20 protein-coding genes and 2 tRNA genes are annotated in these 22,679 nt (G+C 67.6%); 12 read left to right on the top strand and 10 right to left on the bottom strand.

From position 1 onward, the window contains the following. Position 1 precedes the first annotated feature (1 nt). On the bottom strand, positions 2-811 hold the full coding sequence (locus ON31_RS21740; RefSeq protein WP_039816186.1) for an SAM-dependent methyltransferase: 810 nt from the start codon (positions 809-811) through the stop codon (positions 2-4). Between the two features lie 95 nt (positions 812-906). On the opposite strand from ON31_RS21740, the gene ON31_RS21735 reads away from it, so the two are divergent. Together ON31_RS21735 and ON31_RS21730 are read left to right on the top strand one after the other, a co-directional pair. Then, positions 907-2,085, top strand: a complete 1,179-nt coding sequence (locus ON31_RS21735) for a cytochrome P450 (protein ID WP_051037571.1) — start codon at positions 907-909, stop codon at positions 2,083-2,085. A 127-nt stretch (positions 2,086-2,212) separates the two neighbouring features. After that, positions 2,213-3,148 (top strand): esterase/lipase family protein, encoded by a 936-nt coding sequence (locus tag ON31_RS21730; RefSeq protein ID WP_051037570.1) that lies wholly within the window; start codon positions 2,213-2,215, stop codon positions 3,146-3,148. A 27-nt stretch (positions 3,149-3,175) separates the two neighbouring features. Here the strand turns inward: ON31_RS21730 and ON31_RS34790 are convergent, their stop codons facing one another. The 4 genes from ON31_RS34790 to ON31_RS21710 form a co-directional block, all read right to left on the bottom strand. Beyond that, entirely contained in the window at positions 3,176-4,759 is a 1,584-nt protein-coding gene (locus ON31_RS34790) for an HNH endonuclease signature motif containing protein (RefSeq protein ID WP_051037569.1), read from the bottom strand. A gap of 146 nt (positions 4,760-4,905) precedes the next feature. After that, a complete protein-coding gene (locus ON31_RS21720; protein WP_051037568.1) occupies positions 4,906-5,823 on the bottom strand; it encodes an HNH endonuclease in 918 nt (305 codons plus the stop codon). A gap of 93 nt (positions 5,824-5,916) precedes the next feature. Further along, a complete protein-coding gene (locus ON31_RS21715; RefSeq protein WP_039816185.1) occupies positions 5,917-6,582 on the bottom strand; it encodes a class II aldolase/adducin family protein in 666 nt (221 codons plus the stop codon). A gap of 174 nt (positions 6,583-6,756) precedes the next feature. Then, complete coding sequence (locus tag ON31_RS21710) at positions 6,757-7,818, bottom strand: MBL fold metallo-hydrolase (RefSeq protein ID WP_039816395.1); 1,062 nt, start codon at positions 7,816-7,818, stop codon at positions 6,757-6,759. Positions 7,819-8,013: 195 nt separating this feature from the next. On the opposite strand from ON31_RS21710, the gene ON31_RS21705 reads away from it, so the two are divergent. Then, positions 8,014-8,226: a cold-shock protein gene (locus ON31_RS21705; RefSeq protein WP_039816183.1), complete on the top strand. Its 213-nt coding sequence runs from the start codon at positions 8,014-8,016 to the stop codon at positions 8,224-8,226. Here the strand turns inward: ON31_RS21705 and ON31_RS21700 are convergent. Together ON31_RS21700 and ON31_RS21695 are read right to left on the bottom strand one after the other, a co-directional pair. After that, positions 8,204-9,007, bottom strand: a complete 804-nt coding sequence (locus tag ON31_RS21700) for a nucleotidyltransferase domain-containing protein (RefSeq protein ID WP_085996462.1) — start codon at positions 9,005-9,007, stop codon at positions 8,204-8,206. The genes ON31_RS21705 and ON31_RS21700 overlap by 23 nt on opposite strands. Before the next feature lie 441 nt (positions 9,008-9,448). Next, complete coding sequence (locus ON31_RS21695; RefSeq protein ID WP_081592641.1) at positions 9,449-10,531, bottom strand: alkaline phosphatase family protein; 1,083 nt, start codon at positions 10,529-10,531, stop codon at positions 9,449-9,451. Positions 10,532-10,726: 195 nt separating this feature from the next. Here ON31_RS21695 and serA point away from each other — a divergent pair, with 195 nt between their 5' ends. Further along, positions 10,727-12,325, top strand: a complete 1,599-nt coding sequence (serA, locus tag ON31_RS21690) for a phosphoglycerate dehydrogenase (RefSeq protein WP_039816181.1) — start codon at positions 10,727-10,729, stop codon at positions 12,323-12,325. Between the two features lie 248 nt (positions 12,326-12,573). Continuing rightward, a complete protein-coding gene (locus ON31_RS21685) occupies positions 12,574-13,581 on the top strand; it encodes a 3-isopropylmalate dehydrogenase (protein WP_039816179.1) in 1,008 nt (335 codons plus the stop codon). 154 nt (positions 13,582-13,735) lie between these two features. Here ON31_RS21685 and ON31_RS21680 read toward each other — a convergent pair whose 3' ends face one another. Beyond that, entirely contained in the window at positions 13,736-14,929 is a 1,194-nt protein-coding gene (locus tag ON31_RS21680) for an MFS transporter (RefSeq protein WP_039816389.1), read from the bottom strand. A 315-nt stretch (positions 14,930-15,244) separates the two neighbouring features. Here ON31_RS21680 and ON31_RS21675 point away from each other — a divergent pair, with 315 nt between their 5' ends. The 4 genes from ON31_RS21675 (at position 15,245) to ON31_RS21660 (ending at position 17,838) form a co-directional block, all read left to right on the top strand. Continuing rightward, on the top strand, positions 15,245-16,018 hold the full coding sequence (locus tag ON31_RS21675) for a fumarylacetoacetate hydrolase family protein (RefSeq protein WP_029930121.1): 774 nt from the start codon (positions 15,245-15,247) through the stop codon (positions 16,016-16,018). A gap of 15 nt (positions 16,019-16,033) precedes the next feature. Then, complete coding sequence (gltX, locus tag ON31_RS21670) at positions 16,034-17,533, top strand: glutamate--tRNA ligase (RefSeq protein WP_039816177.1); 1,500 nt, start codon at positions 16,034-16,036, stop codon at positions 17,531-17,533. A 120-nt stretch (positions 17,534-17,653) separates the two neighbouring features. Next, positions 17,654-17,725 (top strand) — tRNA-Gln (locus ON31_RS21665). 40 nt (positions 17,726-17,765) lie between these two features. Next, positions 17,766-17,838: transfer RNA gene (locus ON31_RS21660), tRNA-Glu, on the top strand. Between the two features lie 80 nt (positions 17,839-17,918). On the opposite strand, the gene ON31_RS21655 is transcribed toward ON31_RS21660, so the two are convergent. After that, positions 17,919-18,419, bottom strand: a complete 501-nt coding sequence (locus ON31_RS21655) for a pyridoxamine 5'-phosphate oxidase family protein (protein WP_039816176.1) — start codon at positions 18,417-18,419, stop codon at positions 17,919-17,921. Between the two features lie 152 nt (positions 18,420-18,571). Next, a complete protein-coding gene (locus ON31_RS21650) occupies positions 18,572-19,273 on the bottom strand; it encodes an IclR family transcriptional regulator (RefSeq protein WP_029930118.1) in 702 nt (233 codons plus the stop codon). 120 nt (positions 19,274-19,393) lie between these two features. On the opposite strand from ON31_RS21650, the gene leuC reads away from it, so the two are divergent. The 3 genes from leuC (at position 19,394) to ON31_RS21635 (ending at position 22,296) form a co-directional block, all read left to right on the top strand. Beyond that, positions 19,394-20,818, top strand: coding sequence for a 3-isopropylmalate dehydratase large subunit (leuC, locus tag ON31_RS21645; RefSeq protein ID WP_029930117.1), 1,425 nt, complete (start codon positions 19,394-19,396; stop codon positions 20,816-20,818). A 46-nt stretch (positions 20,819-20,864) separates the two neighbouring features. After that, a complete protein-coding gene (gene leuD / locus ON31_RS21640) occupies positions 20,865-21,473 on the top strand; it encodes a 3-isopropylmalate dehydratase small subunit (RefSeq protein WP_029930116.1) in 609 nt (202 codons plus the stop codon). 157 nt (positions 21,474-21,630) lie between these two features. Next, the gene (locus ON31_RS21635; protein WP_039816175.1) at positions 21,631-22,296 is read left to right on the top strand and encodes an HU family DNA-binding protein; all 666 of its coding nucleotides are present in this window, start codon (positions 21,631-21,633) and stop codon (positions 22,294-22,296) included. Positions 22,297-22,679: the final 383 nt, after the last annotated feature.

Raw genomic sequence — 22,679 nt, 5'->3', positions numbered from 1 at the left:
GTCAGCCGATATGGGCGACCCCGCCCAGCATGGACACGGCTTCGGCGCGCGGATGCGGCCGCCACTCCTCCGGACGCCAGTTGGTCACCGAGGTGATGCCGGGGGCCACCAATTCCAGACCCGTGAAGAAGCGCGAGATCTCCTCGCGCGAGCGTAGGTAGAACGGCACCCTGCTGCGCTTGTTGGCTTCGAGGGTCGCGGGCCGATCCTCCGGAGCCAGGTAGTCGCCGGTGGCGTGGGAGATCACCAGATAACTGCCGGGGGCGAGCGCCTCGCGCAGCTGCCGCACCAGGTCGTGGGGCTTTTCCTCATCGCCGATGAAATGCAGGATGGCGACCAGGATGAGCGCCACCGGCTGGCTCAGATCGATCGTGTCGAGCAGATCCGGGTGGGTGAGAATGCGCTGCGGCTCCCGGACGTCGGCCTCCAGGTAGGCGGTCTTGCCCTCGGGGGAGCTGTTGAGCAGTTCGTTGGCGTGCACCAGCACGATCGGGTCGTTGTCCACGTACACGATGCGCGATTCGGGCACCACGGTCTGCGCGATCTCGTGCACATTGCCCGCGGTGGGCAGGCCGGTGCCGATGTCCAGGAACTGTCGGATGCCCCGTTCGGCGAGGTGGCCGACGGCGCGGCGCAGGAATTTCCGGTTCTCCAGCGCCGAGATCTGTACCGTCGGGAATGCCTCGGCCACCATCTCGGCGGACTCCCGATCGGCGGGATAATTGGCCGATCCGCCCAGCCAGTAGTCGTACCGGCGGGCCGGATGCGGCTTCGTCACGTCGATCCGGTCCGCTGCCGAGTCCGAGTTCATTACGCCCCCAATGCATCTCGACTAGTGTTCAGTTTCGTCGGCTCAATACGAACCGCTGGCGATCCTAGCGACGCTACGCCCCGGAAGGTCTACTCGTGCAGTTGCAGTACAGCCCCTACGATTTCGCGGTCCACAGTGATCCTTACCCGTACTATGCCGCCCTGCGCGAGCAGGCCCCCGTCTACCGCAACGAGGTGGACGATTTCTGGGCGCTGTCCCGGCACGCCGACGTGCTCGCCGCCCTGCGCGACTCCGACCGTTTCTCCAGCGTGAACGGTATCCGCATGGAACCGGCCTTCTGGGGACCGCAGGCCGAACGATTCTTCTCCTTCGTGGCCATGGACCCACCCAAGCACACCCGGCTGCGCGGGCTGGTCACCAGCGCCTTCACCCAACGCCGCGTGCAGGGGCTGGAACCCCGGCTGCGGGAGATCACCCGCTCCCTGCTGACACCGCTGGTGGAGGGCGGATCCTTCGACCTCATGGCCGACTTCGCCGGGCCGTACCCGACCGAGGTGATCTCCGAACTCGTCGGCGTGCCGCAGTCCGACCGCGATATGGTGCGCAAACTCGGTATGGAGATCATGTACACCGAGGAGGAGTCCACCGATCTGCGCCCCGAGGCCATGCAGGCCATCGGCGCGCTCGTCGCCTACTACACCGACCTCACCATCGAACGCGCCCGCCACCGCACCGACGACCTGCTCTCCGGCCTGCTGGACGCCGCCGACGGTGACGACCGGCTCACCCCGGAGGAGATCGTCGGCGTCCTGATCCTGCTGATCGGCGCGGGCATCGAGACCACCATGCTGACCCTCGGCAATATCTGGCACGCCGGCTGGCTGCACCCCGACCAGCGCCGCACCGCCCTGGCCGGCGGCATCGACGCCTGGATCGCCGAATCCATGCGCTGGGATCCGGCCACCCAGGTCCACCTACGCACCACCACGACCCCCGTGGACCTGCACGGCGTGACCATCCCCGCCGACGCCCGCATCCTGCTCCTCACCGGCTCCGCCAACCGCGACCCGGCGGTCTTCCCCGCCGCGGACCGCTTCGACCTGGGCCGCGACACCAGCGCCTCCCTGGTCTTCGGCAGCGGCCGCCACCACTGCCTGGGCTCCAATCTCGCGGTCCTCGAACTGCGCACCGCCCTCCAGGAATTCGCCGCCGCGATCGCCGATTACGACATCGACGCCGAGAAGACGCGCCGCATCCACTCGTCGAACAACCGCGGCTTCGCGTCGTTGCCCACGGTCGTCACACCCCGCTGACCGACACTCCGAGCACCTCCGCGTTTCGTACGCCGTCCGCTCTCGCGTCGCCGTTAAGGTAACGACCGGTCGCTCAGCGACTTTTCGGCAACCGCACCGTTGGCGTCGATTCGCGGAGGTCTTCCCGTTGCGTCGGATCTGGCTCAGTATCCTGCTGTCCCTCACCGCCTCCCTGGCCGTCCCAGGGACCGCGGCAGCGCACCCCGAGCAACTCCCCGTGCACTACTCCATCCCGATCCTGGTCGCCGATATGACCGGCGCGAAGACCCCCTTCGACCCGCCCGGCGCGAACGACTGGACCTGCACCCCCACTCCCGAACACCCGGAACCGATCGTCCTGGTGCACGGCGTCCTCGGCAACGGCGCGGGCTGGCCCGCCATGTCCCCGCTCCTGCACAACCACGGCTTCTGCGTCTTCTCCGTCACCTACGGCAGGTACCCCGACCAGCCCGCCGCCCTCGCCGGAGTGGGCGGCCTGGCCCCGATCCCCGATTCCAGCAGGGAACTCCGCGATTTCGTCACCCGCGTCCGCGCCACCACCGGAGCCGACAGGGTCAACCTCCTCGCCTGGTCCGAAGGCACCCTGGTAGCCGCCCACTATCTGCTGTTCGAGGGCGGCTCCCAGGTGGTCGACCAGATCTTCAACCTCGCCCCCATCTACGCGGGCACCCACGCCGCCGACCCGGTGGTGAACACCGTCTACGGCCTGAATGCCCAGGACCCGGTCTTCGCCGCCCTCCGCCCCACCTGCCAAGGCTGCGTGGACATGCTCCCCATCTCGGATTTCATCATCGACCTCCAAGCCGCCGGGGTCTACGCCCCGGAAGTCCACTACACCAACCTCCTCACCCGAGCCGACACCGAGGTCATCCCATACACCAGCGGATATCGGGAGGCACCCAACGCCACGAACATCGTGCTCCAGGACGTGTGCCCGGTGAACCTGGCGGGCCACAACGCGATCTCCGTCGACCCGACCGTGGCGGCGTTGATGCTGAACACCTTCGCACCCGGCACGGTGAGCGAGATTCCCTGTGCGCCAAGCCCGTACCCAGCCATGTGAGCCTCGGGTGGATGTCCGGGTTCGAGGTCAGAACGGCGGGCGATCCGCATCCTCGTCGGTGTCGCCGAGGTCGCACAAGGCAGCCCCCACTCGGACTGGCTGGCCGTCGCGGCGGATGCACAGGCTGCGGCGGCCCGGTGGGACGTAGACGTGCAGTAGTTCGGTTAGTGCGTTGACCACTGGCCCGGGGTCCAACAGCGGTGGATCGGATTGTGGCTCAATCGGTTTCACCCGGGTCGCGGGTACCGGGAAGCGGGGGAACAGGAACTTTGCGCCCTCGGGGTGGGTGGTGATCACACCGCCGGTGGGGGTGCGCCATTCGATGCGCCGGTCTTGGTGGTGGGTGACGGTCCAGCCGTTCAGTCCGTGGTCGGCCAGGGTTTTCAAGCGGTGGTGGCGGCGGCAGTGGCAGGAGAGGTTGTGCTCCGTTGTGCGGCCACCGGAAGCGGGGGAACGGTGGTTGAAGGGCAGCTGGTGATCGAGGTCGGCGGCCGTGGATGGTACCCCGCAGCCGGGGGCTCGGCAGCTACCGTCGCGGGCTCGCACCTGTGCGGCGAGGGTAGCGCTCGGGCGGTATCGCAACTCCCGTGGATCCGTTGAGGGCGCTGGGGGACAGGTGGTGTCGGTATTCTCGGTACTCTCCGGTGCCGTCGTAGTCGGCTCGGCCGAGTGTGCCGATGTGTCGAGTTCGCCTTCGGGGCCGGTGGTTTCGGTGATGACCTGGAAGCGGGCGTGGCGGGCGATCTGCCGGGCGAGGTCGGCGTCGATGGCTCCGAATCCGGCCAGCAGCCCGGGGTTGTCCTGCACCCCGAGCAGTGTGGCCGCGCTGACACCGACCTGCACCAGCGCGCGCCGCCTGTTCGGAACGGGAGCGTCGGGGTCGCGGCGGGGACAGTCGGACAGGTCGCAGCCGCAGGTGAGTTGTCCGCTGCCGTCGGCGAGCGCGACCAGTGCGTCGGCGCGGCGCTGGTTCATGGTGCGCGGGTCCGCCGCGCAGCACTGAGTGATCGCCATCTCCCGCAGTCGTTCGAACAGGCTCCAGCCTCCGGCGGCGGGGAGGACGCCGTCGAGTAGCGCGGTGCCGTCGTCGGCGGCGCGCACCGCGACGTATCGTTCCCGTTCGGCCTCCTGGCGGCGGCGGGTCTGTCCGGCCGGGTCGATCTCGAGCAGCTTCTTGCGGATCGTGTTCCGCAAGCGGGCGGGGTCGCAGCGTTCGGCTCGTGCGACGACCAGATCTTCCAGTTCGGTCACCGCTTCGTCCGGTGCGTTGACCAGCGTGTCGTGGATGGCGCGTGCCCGTGCCAGGTCGATGCGGCCCTCCGCGAAGGCGCGCCGGGTGCGTGGCAGTCGCGCCAATCCCATACCGAGGGCGATCAAGCCGTCGGCGGTGCGTTGCGAGACCCGCACCGCCACACCGATTTCGGTGGCCGCCGATTCACCCGCGTACCGCGCCGCGACCCCGGCCTCGAGCTGCTGCGCGCGGCGCAGTCGATACAGCCGCGTCATCAGAGCGACTTCCTCGGCTTGGGCGGCGGCGATCTGCGTATGGACCGCTTGCAGTCGCTCCACCAACTCGTAGCTGGTGAGCTCGACCTCGGCGGTATCGCTCATGTGTTCGAATCTACCTGGCTGCATTGCGACACGAAACCCCAGTTCACGCGACATGCCGTAGCAATCGAACGAGGAACGGAGTGCTGTACCAGCGGGGCAGCACCGCCAAACAGTGTCGCTTCACCTCCCTTGGGCGTAGCGCTAGCTCAGCCGACGCCCGATATCTGACTTTCGGTCTCGCCGTCGCTGGAGAACTTGTCGAATCGCTCAGCGAGGCGATCGGATGCGGGCCGCTCGCTGCGTTTCCTTGGCACGGTGATCCGGCGCTTGTGCATATCCTGCAGTCCGTGCTGGAGCATGGGTGGGCCATCGGTCTGCTCGAGGAGCGATTTGCATACGTGGATTGTGTAGTCCGGTGCGATCCCGAGATAGTTGGCGTCATACGCTGCGTGGTGCAACTTGCACAGCGCGAGGCCGTTATCCACAGTGGCGCTGCTGTGAGCTTCACCATCCGCGATGATATGGGCAGCATCGAGTAGTCTTGGTTGCCCCAGAGCGCAAACGGCACAGCGGTATTCGTACGCCCGCAGAACTCGGGCTCGAAACTCTGGTTGATGCAGTCGCTGCGCGGTGATCTGCTCCGCGTACCGACGCTCAATCGGTGCCAGGTGCTCTGGGTCGGCCACCGCGCGCAGGTTCGCATCCAATGCGATCAGAAAACGCCGGTTCTGCTTGTCGTCGGCAACGACCCATACCGGAAACACCGGGTGGAAGACTCCGTCGGCAATCTTACGTAGCAGAATCAGCGGCAGACCGAGCTCGTACGCGCGGCGGAGCTTTCGATTGTCGCCGTCGACACTCCCTTCCCGGTAGTCGTAAGCAAACAGCGAGTCGTCGACTTGTTCGTCGGCATAGGAGCTGTCCGGATCCGACAGGATCGAGAGCGTCGCTTCCAAGTAGCGCGGATTTCTGATGCCACGGTTCCGGTCGATCAACCGGTGGACCTCGCCGTCGACCGTGAAATCCCACAACTGCGACCGGGTCACGACACCCGTATCCGCAACCAGCTGATCGAGGTGGTGGAAGATCTCCTGTCTGAGGGCTTCTTCAGCGCTGCTTGCCATGGCGGCAGTTTGCCATGCGGCACCGACATGTTCGCTGCTTCAGGATGGCACGCAGACATGTTCTGGCACAGTGTGATTGGGCATTGTGCATCCTCACCTATGTTGGTCGAGCGCCATGGGTCTGCCATACCCTGTGCGCTGGACTACCTCCGTGACCGCTGCCTGCTCCTCAGTGGTCAGCGCGCGGGGCGTGCCGATGATTGCCGCGTCGAGAAATAGAGTGCAGGCCCACTCCAGGAGAAGGGCGTGTTCCACCGCGTCGTCGAGGGTTGCCGCGTGAGTGACAGCGCCGTGGTTGGCCAGTAGAGCCGCCTGTTTGCCGGGGAGGGCTGCGCGGACGGCGTCGGCGAGTTCGGGAGTACCGAACGGGTGGAAGGGGACTACCGGGGTGGGGCCACCCAGCGGCAGTTGCTGGTAGTGGAGGACGGGGAGTTCGGGGAGGACCAGGCCGACGGCGGTGGATTTGGGGGCGTGGGTGTGGACGATCGCGCCGGCGTCGAAGTCGCGGTAGATGCCCAGGTGGAGGTGGAGTTCGGAGGTGGGGGCGAAGGTTCCGGAGACCACGGTGCCGTGCGGGTCGACGACGGTGATCTGGTCGGGGGTGATGTCGGCGAGGACGGTGCCGGTGGCGGTGATGGCGATGCGGTCGTCGACGCGCGTGCTCACATTGCCCGCGGTGCCGATCAGGAGTCCGGCTTCGGCGAGGCGGCGGGCGGCCGCGGCGACCTGGGTGCGGGCGTCGTGGGCGGGGGAGGACATGGCGTCAACGTACTGGTGCGGCCGAGACAGGAATCAATCGCGCGGTAGGCCCACGGCGAAACCCAGTCCGATGATGATGACGGCGACGATGGAAATGGCGACGATACTCCACATAGCCGTGCAGGCTACGTGCTCGGCGGTCGGTATGTGACCGAATTGCTGTGCGGGGATGGATTATTTGAAAGTCATTCGCGCGCAGGAAACATAGTCGTCGGGGTCGACCAGCATGCGGACTTCGGGGCGGGTGGCCTCCGGCAGTTTCGCCAGTTCCGCGTGCAGCGGAGTGCGGAACGCCTCGCCGCGTGCGGTGATGAGCGGAAGCCAGTTGTCGTGGTGGTTCGGTACGAAGATCGTGGGGCGCAACGCCTCCACGTAGCTGCGGGGATCGCGTAGGCCGTTGGTGAACTGGTTGAAGCCCTGGATCGCGCCGATGTGCACGTCCGAGGCGGGCAGGGCGCGCAGGATCTCGAGCACCTCGGGCGCGCGGTCCAGCAGCGGGCCGGATGAATCGTGCCAGGTGAGCGTGAAATCGGCGGTACGGAACTGGTACAGCAGGGTGCCGCCCTCCGGCGCGGAGAGATGGCGGACCAGGTGGGTGGCATCGGCCAGGGTCGGGCGGTGGGTGCGGATATCGCCGAGGCACGGGGCGGGGGAGACGCGGGCCGAGGAGGTCGGGCCACGGCGGGTGGGCGCGGAGTGCAGGTGGCGCACGGCGGTCACCTCCAATCCGGGCAGCAGCGGGAAATCGTAGCGGTCACCCGGCCCGGAGTCGGCGGAACCCAATTCCACACAGGCGAATTCGGCCTTGAACGCGACCTGCTTGCGAATGGCCGCGCAGTGCTCGGCCGTGCCGTACACCGTCGCACCGCTGGCCTGCGCGATCGGCCCGGCGTCGGCCGCGTGATCGAAATGCCCGTGGCCGATGAAGATGGCCTCGGGGCGCAGCGCCGCCAGCTGGGCCGGGGTGGTGGGAACGTAATGCGAGGTCAACCCGCGCGGCACCCAGGCGTCGAGCAGAAACACGGTGCCGCCCATGGCGATCGCGAATCCCGCGCAGCCGAACCAGGCCGCCAGCACCCGATCCGGGCTCACCTCACCGGTGGCGGGGTCGACCGCCTCGCCGAAGAAATGCCGTCGCGCGGCAACGGTCTCGGCCGGAGTCGGGATGGGCAGGCCGGAATCGGTCAGCCCGGCGAACCGTCCCGCCAGCCTGTTCAGCAGTCGGCTCTTGCTCACCAATGGGACTCCTTCCCCGGAACGGGATCGCGCGGCCCCACCATTGTCGCCGCCGCGGTCGGCCGTGTCAGCGGGTCTTCTCGAAGTGGTGCCCGGCCCGCCGGTTGTTCGCCGCGAGGTCGCATGCCACGCTTAGGCGGGCGCGGGTGGGGGCCGTGCCCTTCGAATCCCTGCGATGGTCGAGAAAGAACGGGAATGGCTCGCGGCACGGTGAAGTGGTTCGACAGCTTGAAGGGTTTCGGTTTCATCACCCCCGACGACAGCGGTCCGGACGTCTACGTCGAGTACACCGCCATCGCCGGGGAGGGTTTCCGCTGGCTGGAGGAGGGTCAGCGGGTCGAGTTCGAATGGCGGCGCGCCAAACCCGGCCCGGAGGCCACCCACGTCAGCGCAGCGCCTGACGTCTGAAGAAGTCGGCGGTCAGGGCGTGCGCCCGGCTCCGGTCGTGGCCGCGCTCACGGGTGAACGCGTCCGCCGCCCGGTCGAATTCGGCCGTGATGAAATCGCTGATGGGGGTGGGCACCGCTCCTGCTCCCATTTCTCGCGTCCGTGACTTCAACTCGGTCAATTCGTGTACCGCACCGGTGAGATCGGCGGGCAGTTCGCATTGTTCGAGCAATGTCGGCAAGTGCATGGGCGCGACCGCCGAATTCGGGTGTTCGTGCAGCCAGCGCAATGCCATCGCCGGACGCAGCGAATAGAACACCTTCTTCAGCGAGCGATTCGAATCGAACAGCCGCCACTGCCGCCTGCCCAGGTGCAGATAATGCATGGCGATCCGGTTCCGATCCGCCACCGCATGGGCCAATTCGCGGAGTTCGTCCCGGAATTCGGCATCGCCGCGATACACGATCGGCGACATCAGCCATTCGACGAGCACCGCATTGCCCGCCACGAGCAGGCGCAGCGCCTTGGCCAGCTCCCAGCCGTTCACGTCGAGCAGGCCGACCAGCGGTGTCTCGATGACATCGCGGCCGCGCCACGGCGTCAGGTAGTCGTCCAGATGGGCGACGTAGACGAACCGGCAGTCGTAGTCGGAGTCGGGCGACGGGAAACCCCATGCCCGGCTGCCGCTTTCGATGGCCAGGCGCACGCCGACCCGGTGGTCGCGCTCGATCCGGTCCAGTTCGCCGTCGATCGTGGCGACCACCGCGGGGTCCATGGAGGCGGGGATCGCGCGCAGGGGCATGGCCGGTGAGGCTAGTCCCGGGCGGTGGCGCGGTGCCACTGGTTTTCGGGGCTTGAAGACTTGTGTCGACTGTGTGTGATAGTTCCGTGATATGAATGACCGATAGGGGCTATATGACTGCGCCCACACATTGTTACTTTTTGTTGCACACATCACATAGTCGTAAACCTCGGTAACGGGTCCGAAAATCCGCCCGATATGCTCGGCGTCAGAAGTTCAATTGGGAATTCGCAAGGAGAGGTATCCCATGATCCCCGTTATTATCGACACCGGTTCCGCTGCCCTGAACGGTCTGCTCGCCACCGGCAGCGCCGCGCTGCACGGCATCCTGGACACCCTGTGGACCGGCTCGTTCGGCGGCTGAATCTGACGTCGAATTAGTCGACTTCGAAAGCCGACCTCGGGATCCGTAGCCCCGAGGTCGGCTTTTCGCGTTTCCGGCTATTTGTCGAACGATCCACTCGCGGAGCCGCTGGCCGAGCCGCTGCCCAGGATGCAGAGCGGATTGTTCACCATCGCGGCCTGCGCCGAACCGGAGGACGAGCCGGTGATTCCGGCGTCGACCGGCGGCGTATCGGGCACCGGGGCGGACGGGTCGCCCGAACCGCCCGACAGCATCGACGCGCCGTCCAGGTTCCCGGGCGCGGGGATGTCGAGCAGGTCCAGCACGGTCGGCGTGATGTCGGCCAGCGTGTAGCCGTTGTACTCGGCGCCGGCCGCGAAGCCCGCGCCGCGCGCGATGACGAAACTGGCCGTCTCGTACGCACTCTGCCCGCCGTGCCCGCCGTCCGGTGTGTGGCCGTGGTCGGTGGTGACCAGGATCGTCCACCGTTCGTCGGGATGTGCCGCGGCGCGGGCGTCCACCGCCGCCGTGATCGTGCCGACCAGAGCGTCCGCCCGGCCGATGGCGTCGCGGTACGCCCGCGGCCAGATGCCGCGCAGCGTATGGCCCACGATGTCCACCTGATCCAGGTGGGTGAACACCAGATCCGTGCCGTCCTCGACGGCGGAGACCACGCCCGCGGTCGCGTTCGCGTCGGCCGTCGTCTCGCAGATGCCCGCACCGGTCGGATCCAACTGCGTGACCTCCACCCGGTCGGCCCTCGGGTCGCCGGTGCGCGCGATCATGCCGATCGTGTCCCAGGTTCCGATGGATGCCGTGGACAGCTGCGGCCGGGTCCGCTCCACCTGGGTGAACACCGTCGGGTACGACGCGAAAGGTGTTGGGTTGCAGGTGGACCCATTGTCCTGGATGCCGTGTTTGGTATCCCACACGCCGGTCAGCGCGGTCGCCCAGGACACGCACGACATGGTGGTGTGCGGGGCGATGGAGGTGCGGGCGAGGGTGCCCTCGGCGGCCAGGCGGCCCAGATTCGGGGCGTTCGCGGCGCGCACCTCACTCCACAGCGTGCCGTCGATGCCGATGACGACGACCTTGTTCGCGGTCGGGGCGGCCGTGGCCGGTGCCGCCGCGGCGAGGGGGAGGGCGGCCAGTGCGGCCGCCGCCAGCAATCTGCGAGACATGCGCGGCACCGTAGCCGCGCAGAGCGTCCGGCGCGCATTGAATCTGGACAATTGACCTAGAAAGTCCCGCTCAGTGGGAAGTCCCCGCTCGCCGTAGTGAAGGCACCCGCCTACCAGGCGGTAAGGCCACCCGAAATCGCGCCCATTAAGCTGGGCCGCGAAAATGCCGACCCCATTCCTCCAGGAGTACCCCCAGTGAGCCAAGCAGGCCGTCCTGTAGTTCTGATCGCCGACAAGCTCGCCCAGTCGACCGTCGACGCGCTCGGTGACGGCGTCGAGGTTCGCTGGGTCGACGGACCCAACCGGGCCGAGCTGCTCGCCGCCGTGCCCGAGGCCGACGCGCTGCTGGTGCGCTCCGCCACCACCGTCGACGCCGAGGTGCTCGAGGCCGGCAAGAAGCTGCAGGTCGTCGCCCGCGCGGGCGTGGGCCTCGACAATGTCGACGTCCCGGCCGCCACCGAGCGCGGTGTCATGGTGGTCAACGCGCCGACCTCCAATATCCACACCGCCGCCGAGCACGCGGTCACCCTGCTGCTGGCCGCCGCCCGCCAGATCCCGGCCGCCGACGCCACCCTGCGTGAGCACACCTGGCAGCGCAGCAAGTTCAACGGTGTCGAGATTCTCGGCAAGACCGTCGGCGTCATCGGCCTGGGCCGGATCGGGCAGCTGTTCGCGCAGCGCCTCGCGGCCTTCGAGACCAAGATCATCGCGTACGACCCCTACACCTCCCCGGCCCGGGCCGCGCAGCTCGGCATCGAACTGGTGAGCCTGGACGAGGTGCTCGAGCGCGCCGACTTCATCTCCATCCACCTGCCCAAGACGCCCGAGACCAAGGGCATGCTGAATGCCGAGACGATCGCCAAGACCAAGAAGGGCGTCATCATCGTCAACGCCGCCCGCGGCGGTCTGATCGACGAGCAGGCCCTGGCCGACGCCATCACCTCCGGCCACGTGCGCGCCGCCGGTATCGACGTGTTCGAGACCGAGCCGTGCACCGACAGCCCGCTGTTCAACCTGCCGCAGGTCGTCGTGACCCCGCACCTGGGCGCCTCCACCGCCGAGGCGCAGGATCGCGCCGGCACCGATGTCGCCAAGTCCGTGCAGCTCGCCCTCGCCGGGGAGTTCGTGCCGGGCGCGGTCAATGTCACCGGCGGCTCGGTGACCGACAATGTCGCCCCGTGGCTGGAGATCGTGCGCAAGCAGGGTGCGCTGCTCGGCGCGCTCGCCGACGAGCTGCCGGTCAGCCTGGAGGTGCAGGTGCGCGGCGAGCTGGCCGCCGATGACGTTGCGGTGCTGGAGCTCTCGGCCCTGCGCGGGGTGTTCTCGGCGCTCATCGAAGACGCGGTCACCTTCGTCAACGCGCCGTCGCTGGCCAAGGACCGCGGCCTGGAGGCCTCGGTCACCACCCACACCGAGAGCCCGACCCACCGCAGCCTGGTCGATCTGCGCGCCGTCTTCGGCGACGGCCGCACCCTGAATGTGGCGGGCACCCTGACCGAGCCGCAGCAGGTGCAGAAGATCGTCAACATCAACGGCCGCAACTACGACATGCGCGCCGAGGGCCTCAACCTGGCCGTCCTCAACTACGAGGACCGTCCGGGTCAGCTGGGCCGCCTGGCCGGCAAGCTGGGCGAGGCCGGGATCGACATCCTCGCCGCGCAGCTCACCCAGGACCTCGACAAGGAGGGCGCGACCGTCGTGCTGCGCGTCAACCAGGAGGTTCCGGCCGAGGTGCAGGCGTCCATCGCCGAGGCCGTCGGCGCGGCCAAGGTCGCGCAGGTCGACCTGAGCTGAGCGCCGGGTAGCCGAGACGCCCGAAAGTCCTTGCCGCCGAGCCCCCTTCCGCGAGTCTGGAGGGGGCTCGGCGCGTTCCGGGTGCCGTCATGGCCTCCAAATCTCATAGATTGGGAAGTTGGCTACCTCACCTGCTGTGGCCTTATCCCACTGATTGAGATGCGGTTGCCCTGGTGTGGGTGGGCGAGCGGGTGCCCGCTATCGTGGCCCGTAACTCACGGGCGTCATATCCGAACGGAGCAAAGTTCATGAAACTCGCTGTCATCCCGGGCGACGGTATCGGTCCCGAGGTCATCGCCGAGGCCCTCAAGGTGCTCGACGTGGTGGTGCCCGGTGTCGAGAAGACCGCATACGACCTGGGAGCCAAGCGGTTCCATGCGACCGGCGAGATCCTGCCGGACTCCGTGCTGCCCGAGCTGAAGCAGCACGACGCCATTCTGCTCGGTGCGATCGGCGACCCGTCGGTGCCCAGCGGCGTGCTCGAGCGCGGACTACTGCTGCGCACCCGGTTCGAACTCGATCACCACGTGAACCTGCGCCCGTCCAAGCTCTACCCCGGCGTCACCTCGCCGCTGTCGGCCAACCCGGAGATCGACTTCGTCGTCGTGCGGGAGGGCACCGAGGGCCCGTACACCGGCACCGGCGGCGCGATCCGGGTGAACACCCCGCACGAGGTGGCCACCGAGGTCTCCACCAACACCCGCTTCGGCATCGAGCGCGTGGTGCGCTACGCCTTCGAGAAGGCCAAGCAGCGCCGCCAGCATCTCACCCTGGTGCACAAGAACAATGTGCTCACCTACGCCGGTTCGCTGTGGCAGCGCACCGTCGACGAGGTCGCCCTCGAATACCCCGATATCCAACTGGCCTACCAGCACATCGACGCCGCGACCATCCACATGGTCACCGATCCGGGCCGCTTCGACGTGATCGTCACCGACAACCTGTTCGGCGACATCATCACCGACCTGGCCGCCGCCGTCTCCGGCGGTATCGGCCTGGCCGCCTCCGGCAATATCGACGCCTCCGGCGCCAACCCGTCCATGTTCGAGCCGGTGCACGGCAGCGCCCCCGATATCGCGGGCCAGTCCAAGGCCGACCCCACCGCCGCCATCCTCTCGGTATCCCTGCTGCTCGCCCACCTCGGCGACGCCGAGGCGTCCGCTCGCATCGAGGCCGCCGTCGCCAAGGACCTCGCCGCCCGCACCGCCCCGGCCTCCACGGTCGAGATCGGTGACCGCATCGCCGCCTCGGTGTAGGTTGAGCCGTAAACCCGAAACGCCCGTGCTGGAAGACCTTTCCGGCGCGGGCGTTTCGGTTGTCCGGGGGTGATGTGCGCGGCGCGTGTCACCATCGTGGATGTGGTCGACCTCTGGTCACATCAGCCGCTTTCGTGTACTGACGTCACGGGAGTCACTGTGGGGCTCCGGGTTTCGGGTCGGTGGGGACCAATGGGACCGCCGCTACGGCGATTACGGCGGCCAGCAGGTAGGCGGCGGGGAAGCCCGCGACGGTGATGAGGGCGCCGAAGGTGGGGGCCAGGGCCGCCGAGGCCAGGTTCTGGCCGGTGTTCTGGATGCCCAAACCGCGTCCGCTCCAATACGGTCCGGCGATCTCGGCCACGGCGGTGAAGGCGAGGCCATTGTCCGAGACGGTGATGACCGAGGCGGCGAACATGATGGGGATGGCCAGCCACCACCATTCCAGCCAGGCCGTGACGGCCAGGGCGGCCATGGAGATCACCGCCGCGACGGCCACCGTGCGCAGCGGCCGCAGGCGGCTGCCGACCCGGTCGGACCAGATGCCCGCGCCGATGCGGCCGCCCGCGCCCAGCAGTTGGGTGGCGGTGACCACCGCCCCGGCCACCGGCACTGACCAGCCGATATCGCGGTGCAGCCACAGCAGGGCGAAGGTCCACAGCGCCGCCTGCGGGATGACCAGCAGCACCGAGACGATATGGATCCGCCACAGGGTGGCGTCACCGCGGTACGGATTGGCCGGGCGGCCGTGTGCGCCTGCGGGTTCCGGGCGCGGCGGGTCGATGATGCCGAAGAGGCAGCCGATCGCGGCCAAGCCCGCCATCACGGCCGGAACCAGGATGGCGGTCGAGAACCCGTGCGCCGCAGCGACGGTGGGGATGCTCAACGCGCCGATGCCCACCCCCAGCGGCTGGGCCGTCTGCCGGATGCCCATGGCCAGGCCGCGGCGCCGCGGCGGGAACCAACCTACGATCACCCGCCCGCTCGCGCCATTGGTGCTGGCCGCGCCCATGCCGCCCAGGAACAGCAGCGCGCCGAGCGCGGCGTAGTCGGTGACCGTGGCCGCCGCCACACCCGCGACCAGCATCAACGCCGGTCCGGCCACCAGGACCCGGTGTTCGCCGATGCGGTCCACCACGTAGCCCCAGGCGATCAGCGTGCACACCAGGCCCACCGTGGGCATGGCTACCAGCAGACCGGCCGTGGCCAGCGACAGTCCGCGGTCGGTCAGGGCGGGCAGCAGGAACGGGGTGCCGTGGACGAAGACCGCGCTGGCGGCCTGCGCGAAGACGCCGAGCGCGAGCATGGACCACCGTTTCGACGTGCCGATCTGGGTCACGGTGGCCATGGCCATCACCTCGCGTCTCAATATATGGGATCGATGTCTTACTGTGTGGACATCGTTGCTCACGGTACACCCGTGGCGCAAGTCGATTCCAGTGGCGAGCTGTCTGTTTGCTCACACCGGTGCGACGGCTCGACGGCCTTGTCGCTTTCCGTCGAGTTGCGTTGCGTTACGGTCGTTTTCACATTCGCGGCGACGGGTGCGGGGGAGGGTGGCTCGGCCGCTGCGCGGCCGTCGTATTCCGGGCGTCCGAGGTTCGTGGCCGCCCTTGGCCGGGCACGTTCGGGCAGGTGGAAGCCGGTCGATAGACTGCGACCCATGCGCCTAGGTCGAGTTGCCAGCCCCGATGGGGTCGCTTTCGTCAGCATCGAAGGAGACGACGGCGACACCGTCGCCCGCGAAATCGCCGAACACCCGTTCGGTACACCGACGTTCACCGGCCGCAGCTGGCCGCTGGCCGACGTGCGGCTGCTCGCGCCCATCCTGCCGAGCAAGGTGATCTGCATCGGCAAGAACTACGCGGCCCACGCCGAGGAGATGGGCGGCCCGGCCCCGGCCGATCCGGTCATCTTCATGAAGCCGAATACCTCGGTGATCGGCCCCAACCTGCCGATCATCCTGCCGCCCAGCTCTTCTCAGGTGGATTACGAGGGTGAACTGGCCATCGTCATCGGCGGTGCCTTCAAGAACGTCCCGGCCGCCAAGGCTCACTCGGCGATTCTGGGCTACACCGTCGCCAATGACGTCACCGCCCGCGACCAGCAGCGTCACGACGGCCAGTGGACCCGGGCCAAGGGCTACGACACCTTCTGCCCGCTGGGGCCGTGGATCGAAACCTCGGTGGACCCATCGGATCTGGAGATCGTCACCGAACTCGACGGCGAGGTGAAGCAGCGCAGCCGTACTTCGCTACTGCTGCACGACATCCCGAAGCTGATCGAATGGGTGTCCACCGTGATGACGCTGCTGCCCGGCGATGTCATCCTCACCGGCACGCCGGAGGGCGTGGGGCCGATGCGGGAGGGGCAGAGCGTGTCCGTGACCGTCGAGGGCATCGGCACCCTCACCAATCCCGTTGCCACCAAACGCTGATCGAGAGAAGAGCTGATGTCACACCCCCACTCCCCGCCCGCCGGGTCCGACGTCCGGGTCCGGTTCTGCCCGTCGCCCACCGGCACGCCGCACGTCGGCCTGGTCCGCACCGCCCTGTTCAACTGGGCCTATGCCCGGCACACCGGCGGCACCTTCGTCTTCCGCATCGAAGACACCGATGCCGCACGCGATTCCGAGGAGAGCTACCAGGCGATTCTCGACGCCCTGCGCTGGCTCGGCCTCACCTGGGACGAGGGACCGGAGGTCGGCGGGCCCTACGGTCCGTATCGGCAGTCGCAGCGCAGGGACATCCACCTGGACGTGGTGGGCCGGTTGCTGGAGGCGGGGGAGGCGTACGAATCCTTCTCCACCCCTGAGGAAGTGGAAGCCCGGCACAGGGCCGCCGGTCGCGACCCGAAACTGGGCTACGACAACTACGACCGCGATCTGACCCCCGAGCAGATCGCCGCCTACAAGGCCGAGGGCCGCCCCGCCGTCATCCGGCTGCGGATGCCCGACCACGACCTCACCTGGACCGATCTGGTGCGCGGGGAGACCACCTTCAAGGCGGGTGTGGTCCCGGACTTCGCCCTCACCCGCGGCACCGGCGATCCGCTCTACACGCTGGTGAACCCGGTCGACGACGCCATGATGCGGATCACCCACGTCCTGCGCGGCGAGGATCTGCTGTCGTCCACGCCGCGGCAGTTGGCGCTGTACGCGGCGCTGCGGCGGATCGGGGTCGCCGAGTTCACCCCGGAGTTCGGCCATCTGCCCTTCGTGATGGGGCAGGGGAACAAGAAGCTGTCGAAGCGTGATCCGGAGTCGAATCTCTTCCATCACCGCGACCGCGGGTTCATTCCGGAGGGTTTGCTGAATTATCTGGCGCTGCTCGGCTGGAGCATCGCCGATGATCATGACGTCTTCTCCATGGCGGAGATGGTGGCGGCGTTCGATATTTCGAAAGTGAATTCGAATCCGGCGCGTTTCGACCAGAAGAAGGCCGATGCGATCAACGCCGAACATATTCGTTTGCTGGAACCGGGTGACTTTGCTCACCGGCTGCGCGCTTACCTCACCGAACACGGGCATATCGGCGCGGAGGTGGACGACAAGCTGTTCGCCATAGCGGCCGATCTCGTGCAGACCCGGATCGTGGTGCTCGGCGATGCGTGGGATCTATTGAAGTTCCTTTTCGTCCCGGCCGACGAGTTCACCGTCGACGAGGCCGCCGCGCAAAAGAATCTCGGCCCCGACGCCGTTCCGGTGCTGGAAGCGGCCATTTCCGCGCTGGACGGTGTTTCGGAGTGGACGGCGGCGCCGATCGAGGAGGCGCTCAAGGGGGCGCTCATCGACGGGCTCGGCCTCAAGCCGCGCAAGGCGTTCGCACCCGTGCGGGTGGCGGTCACCGGATCGCACATCAGTCCGCCGCTGTACGAGTCCCTGGAGCTGCTCGGTCGGGAGACCGCCATGGCCCGGTTGCGTGCCGCGCTGGGCGCCAGCGGCCCGAAATGACCGGAAACAGGGGGTCTGACCAGCCGATTTGTAGTTGACCGGGTGGCGTTTGGTAATCTCTTTCTCGGCCGGAAGCGAGGTCGAGAGCCCCACAAGGGAGCGACCGAACGCCCAGGTCATTGGGGTATGGTGTAATTGGCAACACAGCTGATTCTGGTTCAGCCATTCTAGGTTCGAGTCCTGGTACCCCAGCGGAGCTTTCCGGAGCTCTCGGTTGCTCGCAACCAATCCTGGTCCCGTCGTCTAGCGGCCTAGGACGCCGCCCTCTCAAGGCGGTAGCGCGGGTTCAAATCCCGTCGGGACTACAAGGAAAGGCCCCTAACCTCGGGTTGGGGGCCTTTCACTGTTTTCGCCGGGTTCGCGCGAGGCGTGCCGAACGAGATTCTCAGTCCAAGGCTTTCGCGGTTGAACCGCCCAACGGCATCGCGGGCATGCCGAGTTTGCGGTGATCCCAGCTGCGCACCCGTTCGGGCACCACGCGCACGGCCACGCGCTTGTTCAGCATCTGCTCCACGAACGGCTTCATATCCTCGCTGTAGGGGCCGGTGTAGCGCTCCCACACGCTGACGCCGACCCGGAACAGCGCCTCGGGATCGTCGACGATTTCGGCCCGCCCCTCGATGGACACACCGCGTAGCTGGTCATAGGTGTCGCCGGCCTCGACCAGCACGGTGACGCGCGGATCGCGGCGCAGATTGACGGCCTTCTGCGACTTCGCCTTGGTTTCGAACCACAGGTGGCCGTCGATCAGGCCGTACCACATGGCGGTGAGGTGCGGCGTGCCCGTGGGGCCGAGCGTGGCCAGGGTGGCGATGCGGCTGCGTTCGAGGAAATCGGTGATCTCCTGGTCGGTCATCACGATCGCGGCGCGTTGATTAACTCCCATGTGGAGACTGTACTTTACGGCGTATGAGGCAGGTCACACCGCTCGCCGGAAGCGAGCGCTGCGACCCGTGATCTCCGAGGGGCGGCTGTGGGCGTTGTGGCGGCTGTGGGGCCGCGGACGGTCCGCGATCCCATCGGCCACCGGAACGCCCGTCAGAGGCGCTTGTGGAGGGCCTCGGCGGCGGCCACCAGATCGGCGGCCCAGCGCGCCCCCGGGCGGCGGCCCATCCGGTCGATGGGTCCGGATACCGAGACGGCGGCGACCACCGCGCCGGCGGCGTCGCGCACGGGGGCCGACACGCTCGCCACCCCGGCCGCGCGTTCGGCGGCGCTCTGCGCCCAGCCGCGGCGGCGGACCTCGGCCAGCGCGCGCTCACCGAAGACGGCGTCGGCCAGCACGGTGCGCTGCAGGTCGGTGTCGGCCCAGGCGAGCAGCACCTTGGCGGCCGAACCCGCGGTGAGCGGCATGCGCGCCCCGATCGGCACGGTGTCGCGCAGGCCCGCGGCCGGTTCCATGGCCGCCACGCAGACGCGGGCATTACCGTCGCGGCGATAGAGCTGCACACTCTCGCCGGTGATCTCGCGCAGGCGCGGCAGGATGGTGGCGGCCGCGTCGAGCAGGGGGTCGCTGGCGGTGGTGGCCAGCTCCGACAGCGCGGGTCCGGGTCGCCACAGGCCCTGGTTGTCTCGGGCCAGCATCCGGTGCACCTCCAGGCCCACGGCCAGCCGGTGCGCGGTGGCGCGGGGCAGGCCGGTGCGGGTGCACAGCTCGTTGAGGCCGCAGGGTTGCTCGGCGACGGCGGCCAGCACCGCCATGGCTTTGTCGAGCACCCCGATACCGCTATGCTGTCTCATAGAACGATATTAGCGTCTCGTATGTTGGGAATTGCAACTCGACTCCCCGACGGCCCGCGAGCCGCTACGACCGCGCCACCAGCCCGGGCGCGGCGCTGTCTATCGAAAGGTGATGGAGATATGGCCCACCGGCCACGCACTCTGGCGGAGAAGGTCTGGGAGCAGCACGTCGTCGTCCGCGGCGCGGGCGAGGGCGACCAGCGCGAACCCGACCTCATCTACATCGACCTGCACCTGGTCCACGAGGTGACCAGCCCGCAGGCGTTCGACGGCCTCCGGCAGGCGGGCCGCCCGGTGCGCCGCCCGGATCTCACCATCGCCACCGAGGACCACAACGTCCCGACCATCGACATCGACAAGCCGATCGCCGATCCGGTGTCGCGCACCCAGGTGGAGACGCTGCGCCGCAACTGCGAGGAATTCGGCATCCGGCTGCACCCGATGGGCGATCTGGACCAGGGCATCGTGCACGTGGTCGGCCCGCAGCTGGGACTGACCCAGCCGGGAACGACCGTGGTGTGCGGTGATTCGCACACCTCCACGCACGGCGCGTTCGGCGCGCTGGCCATGGGTATCGGCACCTCCGAGGTGGAACATGTGCTGGCGACCCAGACATTGTCGCTGCGGCCGTTCAAGACCATGGCCATCAATATCGACGGTCAGCTGCCGCCGGGCGTGACCTCCAAGGACGTGATCCTCGCGGTCATCGCGCAGATCGGCACCGGCGGCGGTCAGGGCTATGTGCTGGAGTACCGCGGCGAGGCGGTGCGCTCCATGTCCATGGAGGCCCGGATGACCATGTGCAACATGTCGATCGAGGCCGGTGCCCGGGCGGGTATGGTCGCGCCCGACGAGGTGACCTACGAATTCCTGAAGGGCCGCCCGCACGCCCCGCAGGGTGCGGACTGGGACGCCGCCGTGGCGGCCTGGGAGGCCCTGAAGACCGACGAGGGCGCGGTTTTCGACGCCGAGGTGCATATCGACGCGTCGGCGCTGACGCCTTTCGTCACGTGGGGCACCAATCCGGGTCAGGGCGCGCCGTTGGGTGCCACCGTGCCGGTTCCGGCCGAGATCGCCGACGAGACCGAGCGTGAGGCGGCCGAGAAGGCGCTGCGCTACATGGATCTGACCCCGGGGATGCCGCTGCGCGAGGTCAGCGTCGACACCGTTTTCGTGGGTTCGTGCACCAATGGCCGCATCGAGGATCTGCGCGCGGTCGCAGAAGTTCTGAAGGGCCGCACGGTCGCGGCGGGTGTGCGGATGCTGATCGTCCCGGGTTCCATGCGGGTGCGGGCGCAGGCGGAAAAGGAGGGGCTGGGCGAGATTTTCACCGCCGCCGGCGCGGAATGGCGCCAGGCCGGGTGTTCGATGTGCCTGGGCATGAATCCCGACCAGCTGTCGCCCGGTCAGCGCTGTGCCTCCACCTCGAACCGCAATTTCGAGGGCCGCCAGGGCAAGGGCGGCCGCACGCATCTGGTCTCGCCGCTGGTCGCGGCGGCCACCGCGGTGCGCGGAACCCTGTCCTCACCGGCCGATCTGAACTGATCCGGCATCGATTCGGCCCTTTCTCACCAGACTTCAGGAGTAAACGATGGAAGCGTTCAAGGTTCACAAGGGGATCGGTGTTCCGCTGCGCCGGTCCAACGTCGACACCGACCAGATCATCCCGGCCGTGTATCTGAAGCGCGTCACCCGAACGGGATTCGAGGACGGTCTGTTCGCGGCCTGGCGAACGGATCCGCACTTCATTCTGAACACCGAGCCTTACAAGCGGGGTAGTGTCCTGGTCGCCGGTCCGGATTTCGGTACCGGATCCTCACGAGAGCACGCGGTTTGGGCGCTCATGGACTACGGCTTCCGGGTCGTGATCTCCTCGCGCTTCGCCGACATCTTCCGGGGCAACGCCGGCAAGGGCGGTCTGGTGGCCGCTCGAATGTCACAGAACGATGTCGAATTGCTCTGGAAGTTGCTCGAGGAACAGCCCGGTCTGGAATTGGTGACCGACCTCGAGGCGCGCACGGTGTCGGCGGGAACCGTTGTGTTGCCGTTCGATATTGATGACTACACCAGGTGGCGCCTGCTCGAAGGGCTGGACGACATCGGTCTCACTCTGCGTCGCTGCGACGAGATCGACGCCTACGAAAAGGCAAGGCCAGCTTGGAAACCGACGACGATTCCGGCCCATATTTCGCAGACGTAATCATTGGGAACCGTTAGCTGAACCCTCCCAAACCAGGTTGCTGGGCGTGTGCCACGCCACATGAATTTTGGCGTGGCACATAGACTCTTGCCCAATGAAGGTTTAACGTGGTACCTAGTCGGTCCGACGACGGGCCATTTAGTCTGCGGAGGATTCAATGAACAAGGCGGAACTGATCGATGTTCTGACCGAGAAGTTGGGTACTGACAGGCGCACGGCTACTGCGGCAGTGGAGCAGATGGTCGACACCATCGTGCGCGCTGTGAACAAAGGCCAGAGCGTCACCATCACCGGATTCGGTGTCTTCGAACAGCGTAAGCGGGCCGCTCGCGTCGCCCGTAACCCGCGCACCGGCGAAACCGTCAAGGTGAAGCCGACTTCGGTTCCCGCGTTCCGTCCGGGCGCGCAGTTCAAGGCGATCATCGCGGGTAAGCAGAAGATCGCGGCGAGCGGCCCGGCCGTGAAACGCGGTGTGGCCGCCCCGGTGTCGGGCAAGGCGGCGGGCGCCAAGAAGACGACCGCCAAGAAGACGGCCAAGAAGGCCGCCGCGAAGAAGACCACCGCCACCAAGGCCCCGGCCAAGACCACGGCGAAGAAGGCCGCGTCGAAGGCCCCGGCCAAGAAGACGGCGGCCAAGAAGACCGTGGCCAAGAAGACCACGGCCAAGAAGACGGCCGCGAAGAAGGCCCCGGCCGCCAAGAAGACGACGGCAAAGAAGACCACTGCCAAGGCAACTGCGGCGAAGAAGACCACGGCCAAGAAGACGGCCGCGAAGAAGGCGCCCGCGAAGAAGACCGCCGCCAAGCGCACCGCCCGTCGCTGACGGGGGTAGCGTCCAGCGGAGGCACTGCGCTACGCAGTGGGACGACATATGCGAAACGGCCCGGCCATCGGCCCGGGCCGTTTCGCATGTCAGGGGCCGGATTCGCCTGCCGGGGCGGGGAATCGGGCCGGTCGGGGGGCAGATCTCCCCGTCAGAGGCCGGATCGGCCTGTCGGAGCGGGGTTTTGGACCGGTACGCCGCCTGCGCGGTGAAATGCGCTAGCGCTGATGCGAAATGGGCCTGTGACGGTGCGAAATGGTGCCGGTGTGCCGGAATGGAACGGTTGTGACGGCGGAAATGATCTCGGTTGGAATGGTCGGATGACCGTATAAATGGAGATCGTATCTCCGCCCGTCGAATACGCCGCTGACGGCGCTGCATCC

Origin of the sequence: Nocardia otitidiscaviarum NBRC 14405 (assembly GCF_000308635.1) — a bacterium.
GTDB classification, from domain to species: domain Bacteria; phylum Actinomycetota; class Actinomycetes; order Mycobacteriales; family Mycobacteriaceae; genus Nocardia; species Nocardia otitidiscaviarum.
The sequence above is the reverse complement of the archived record's forward strand: the minus strand, read 5'-3'. Positions and strand labels throughout refer to the sequence as shown.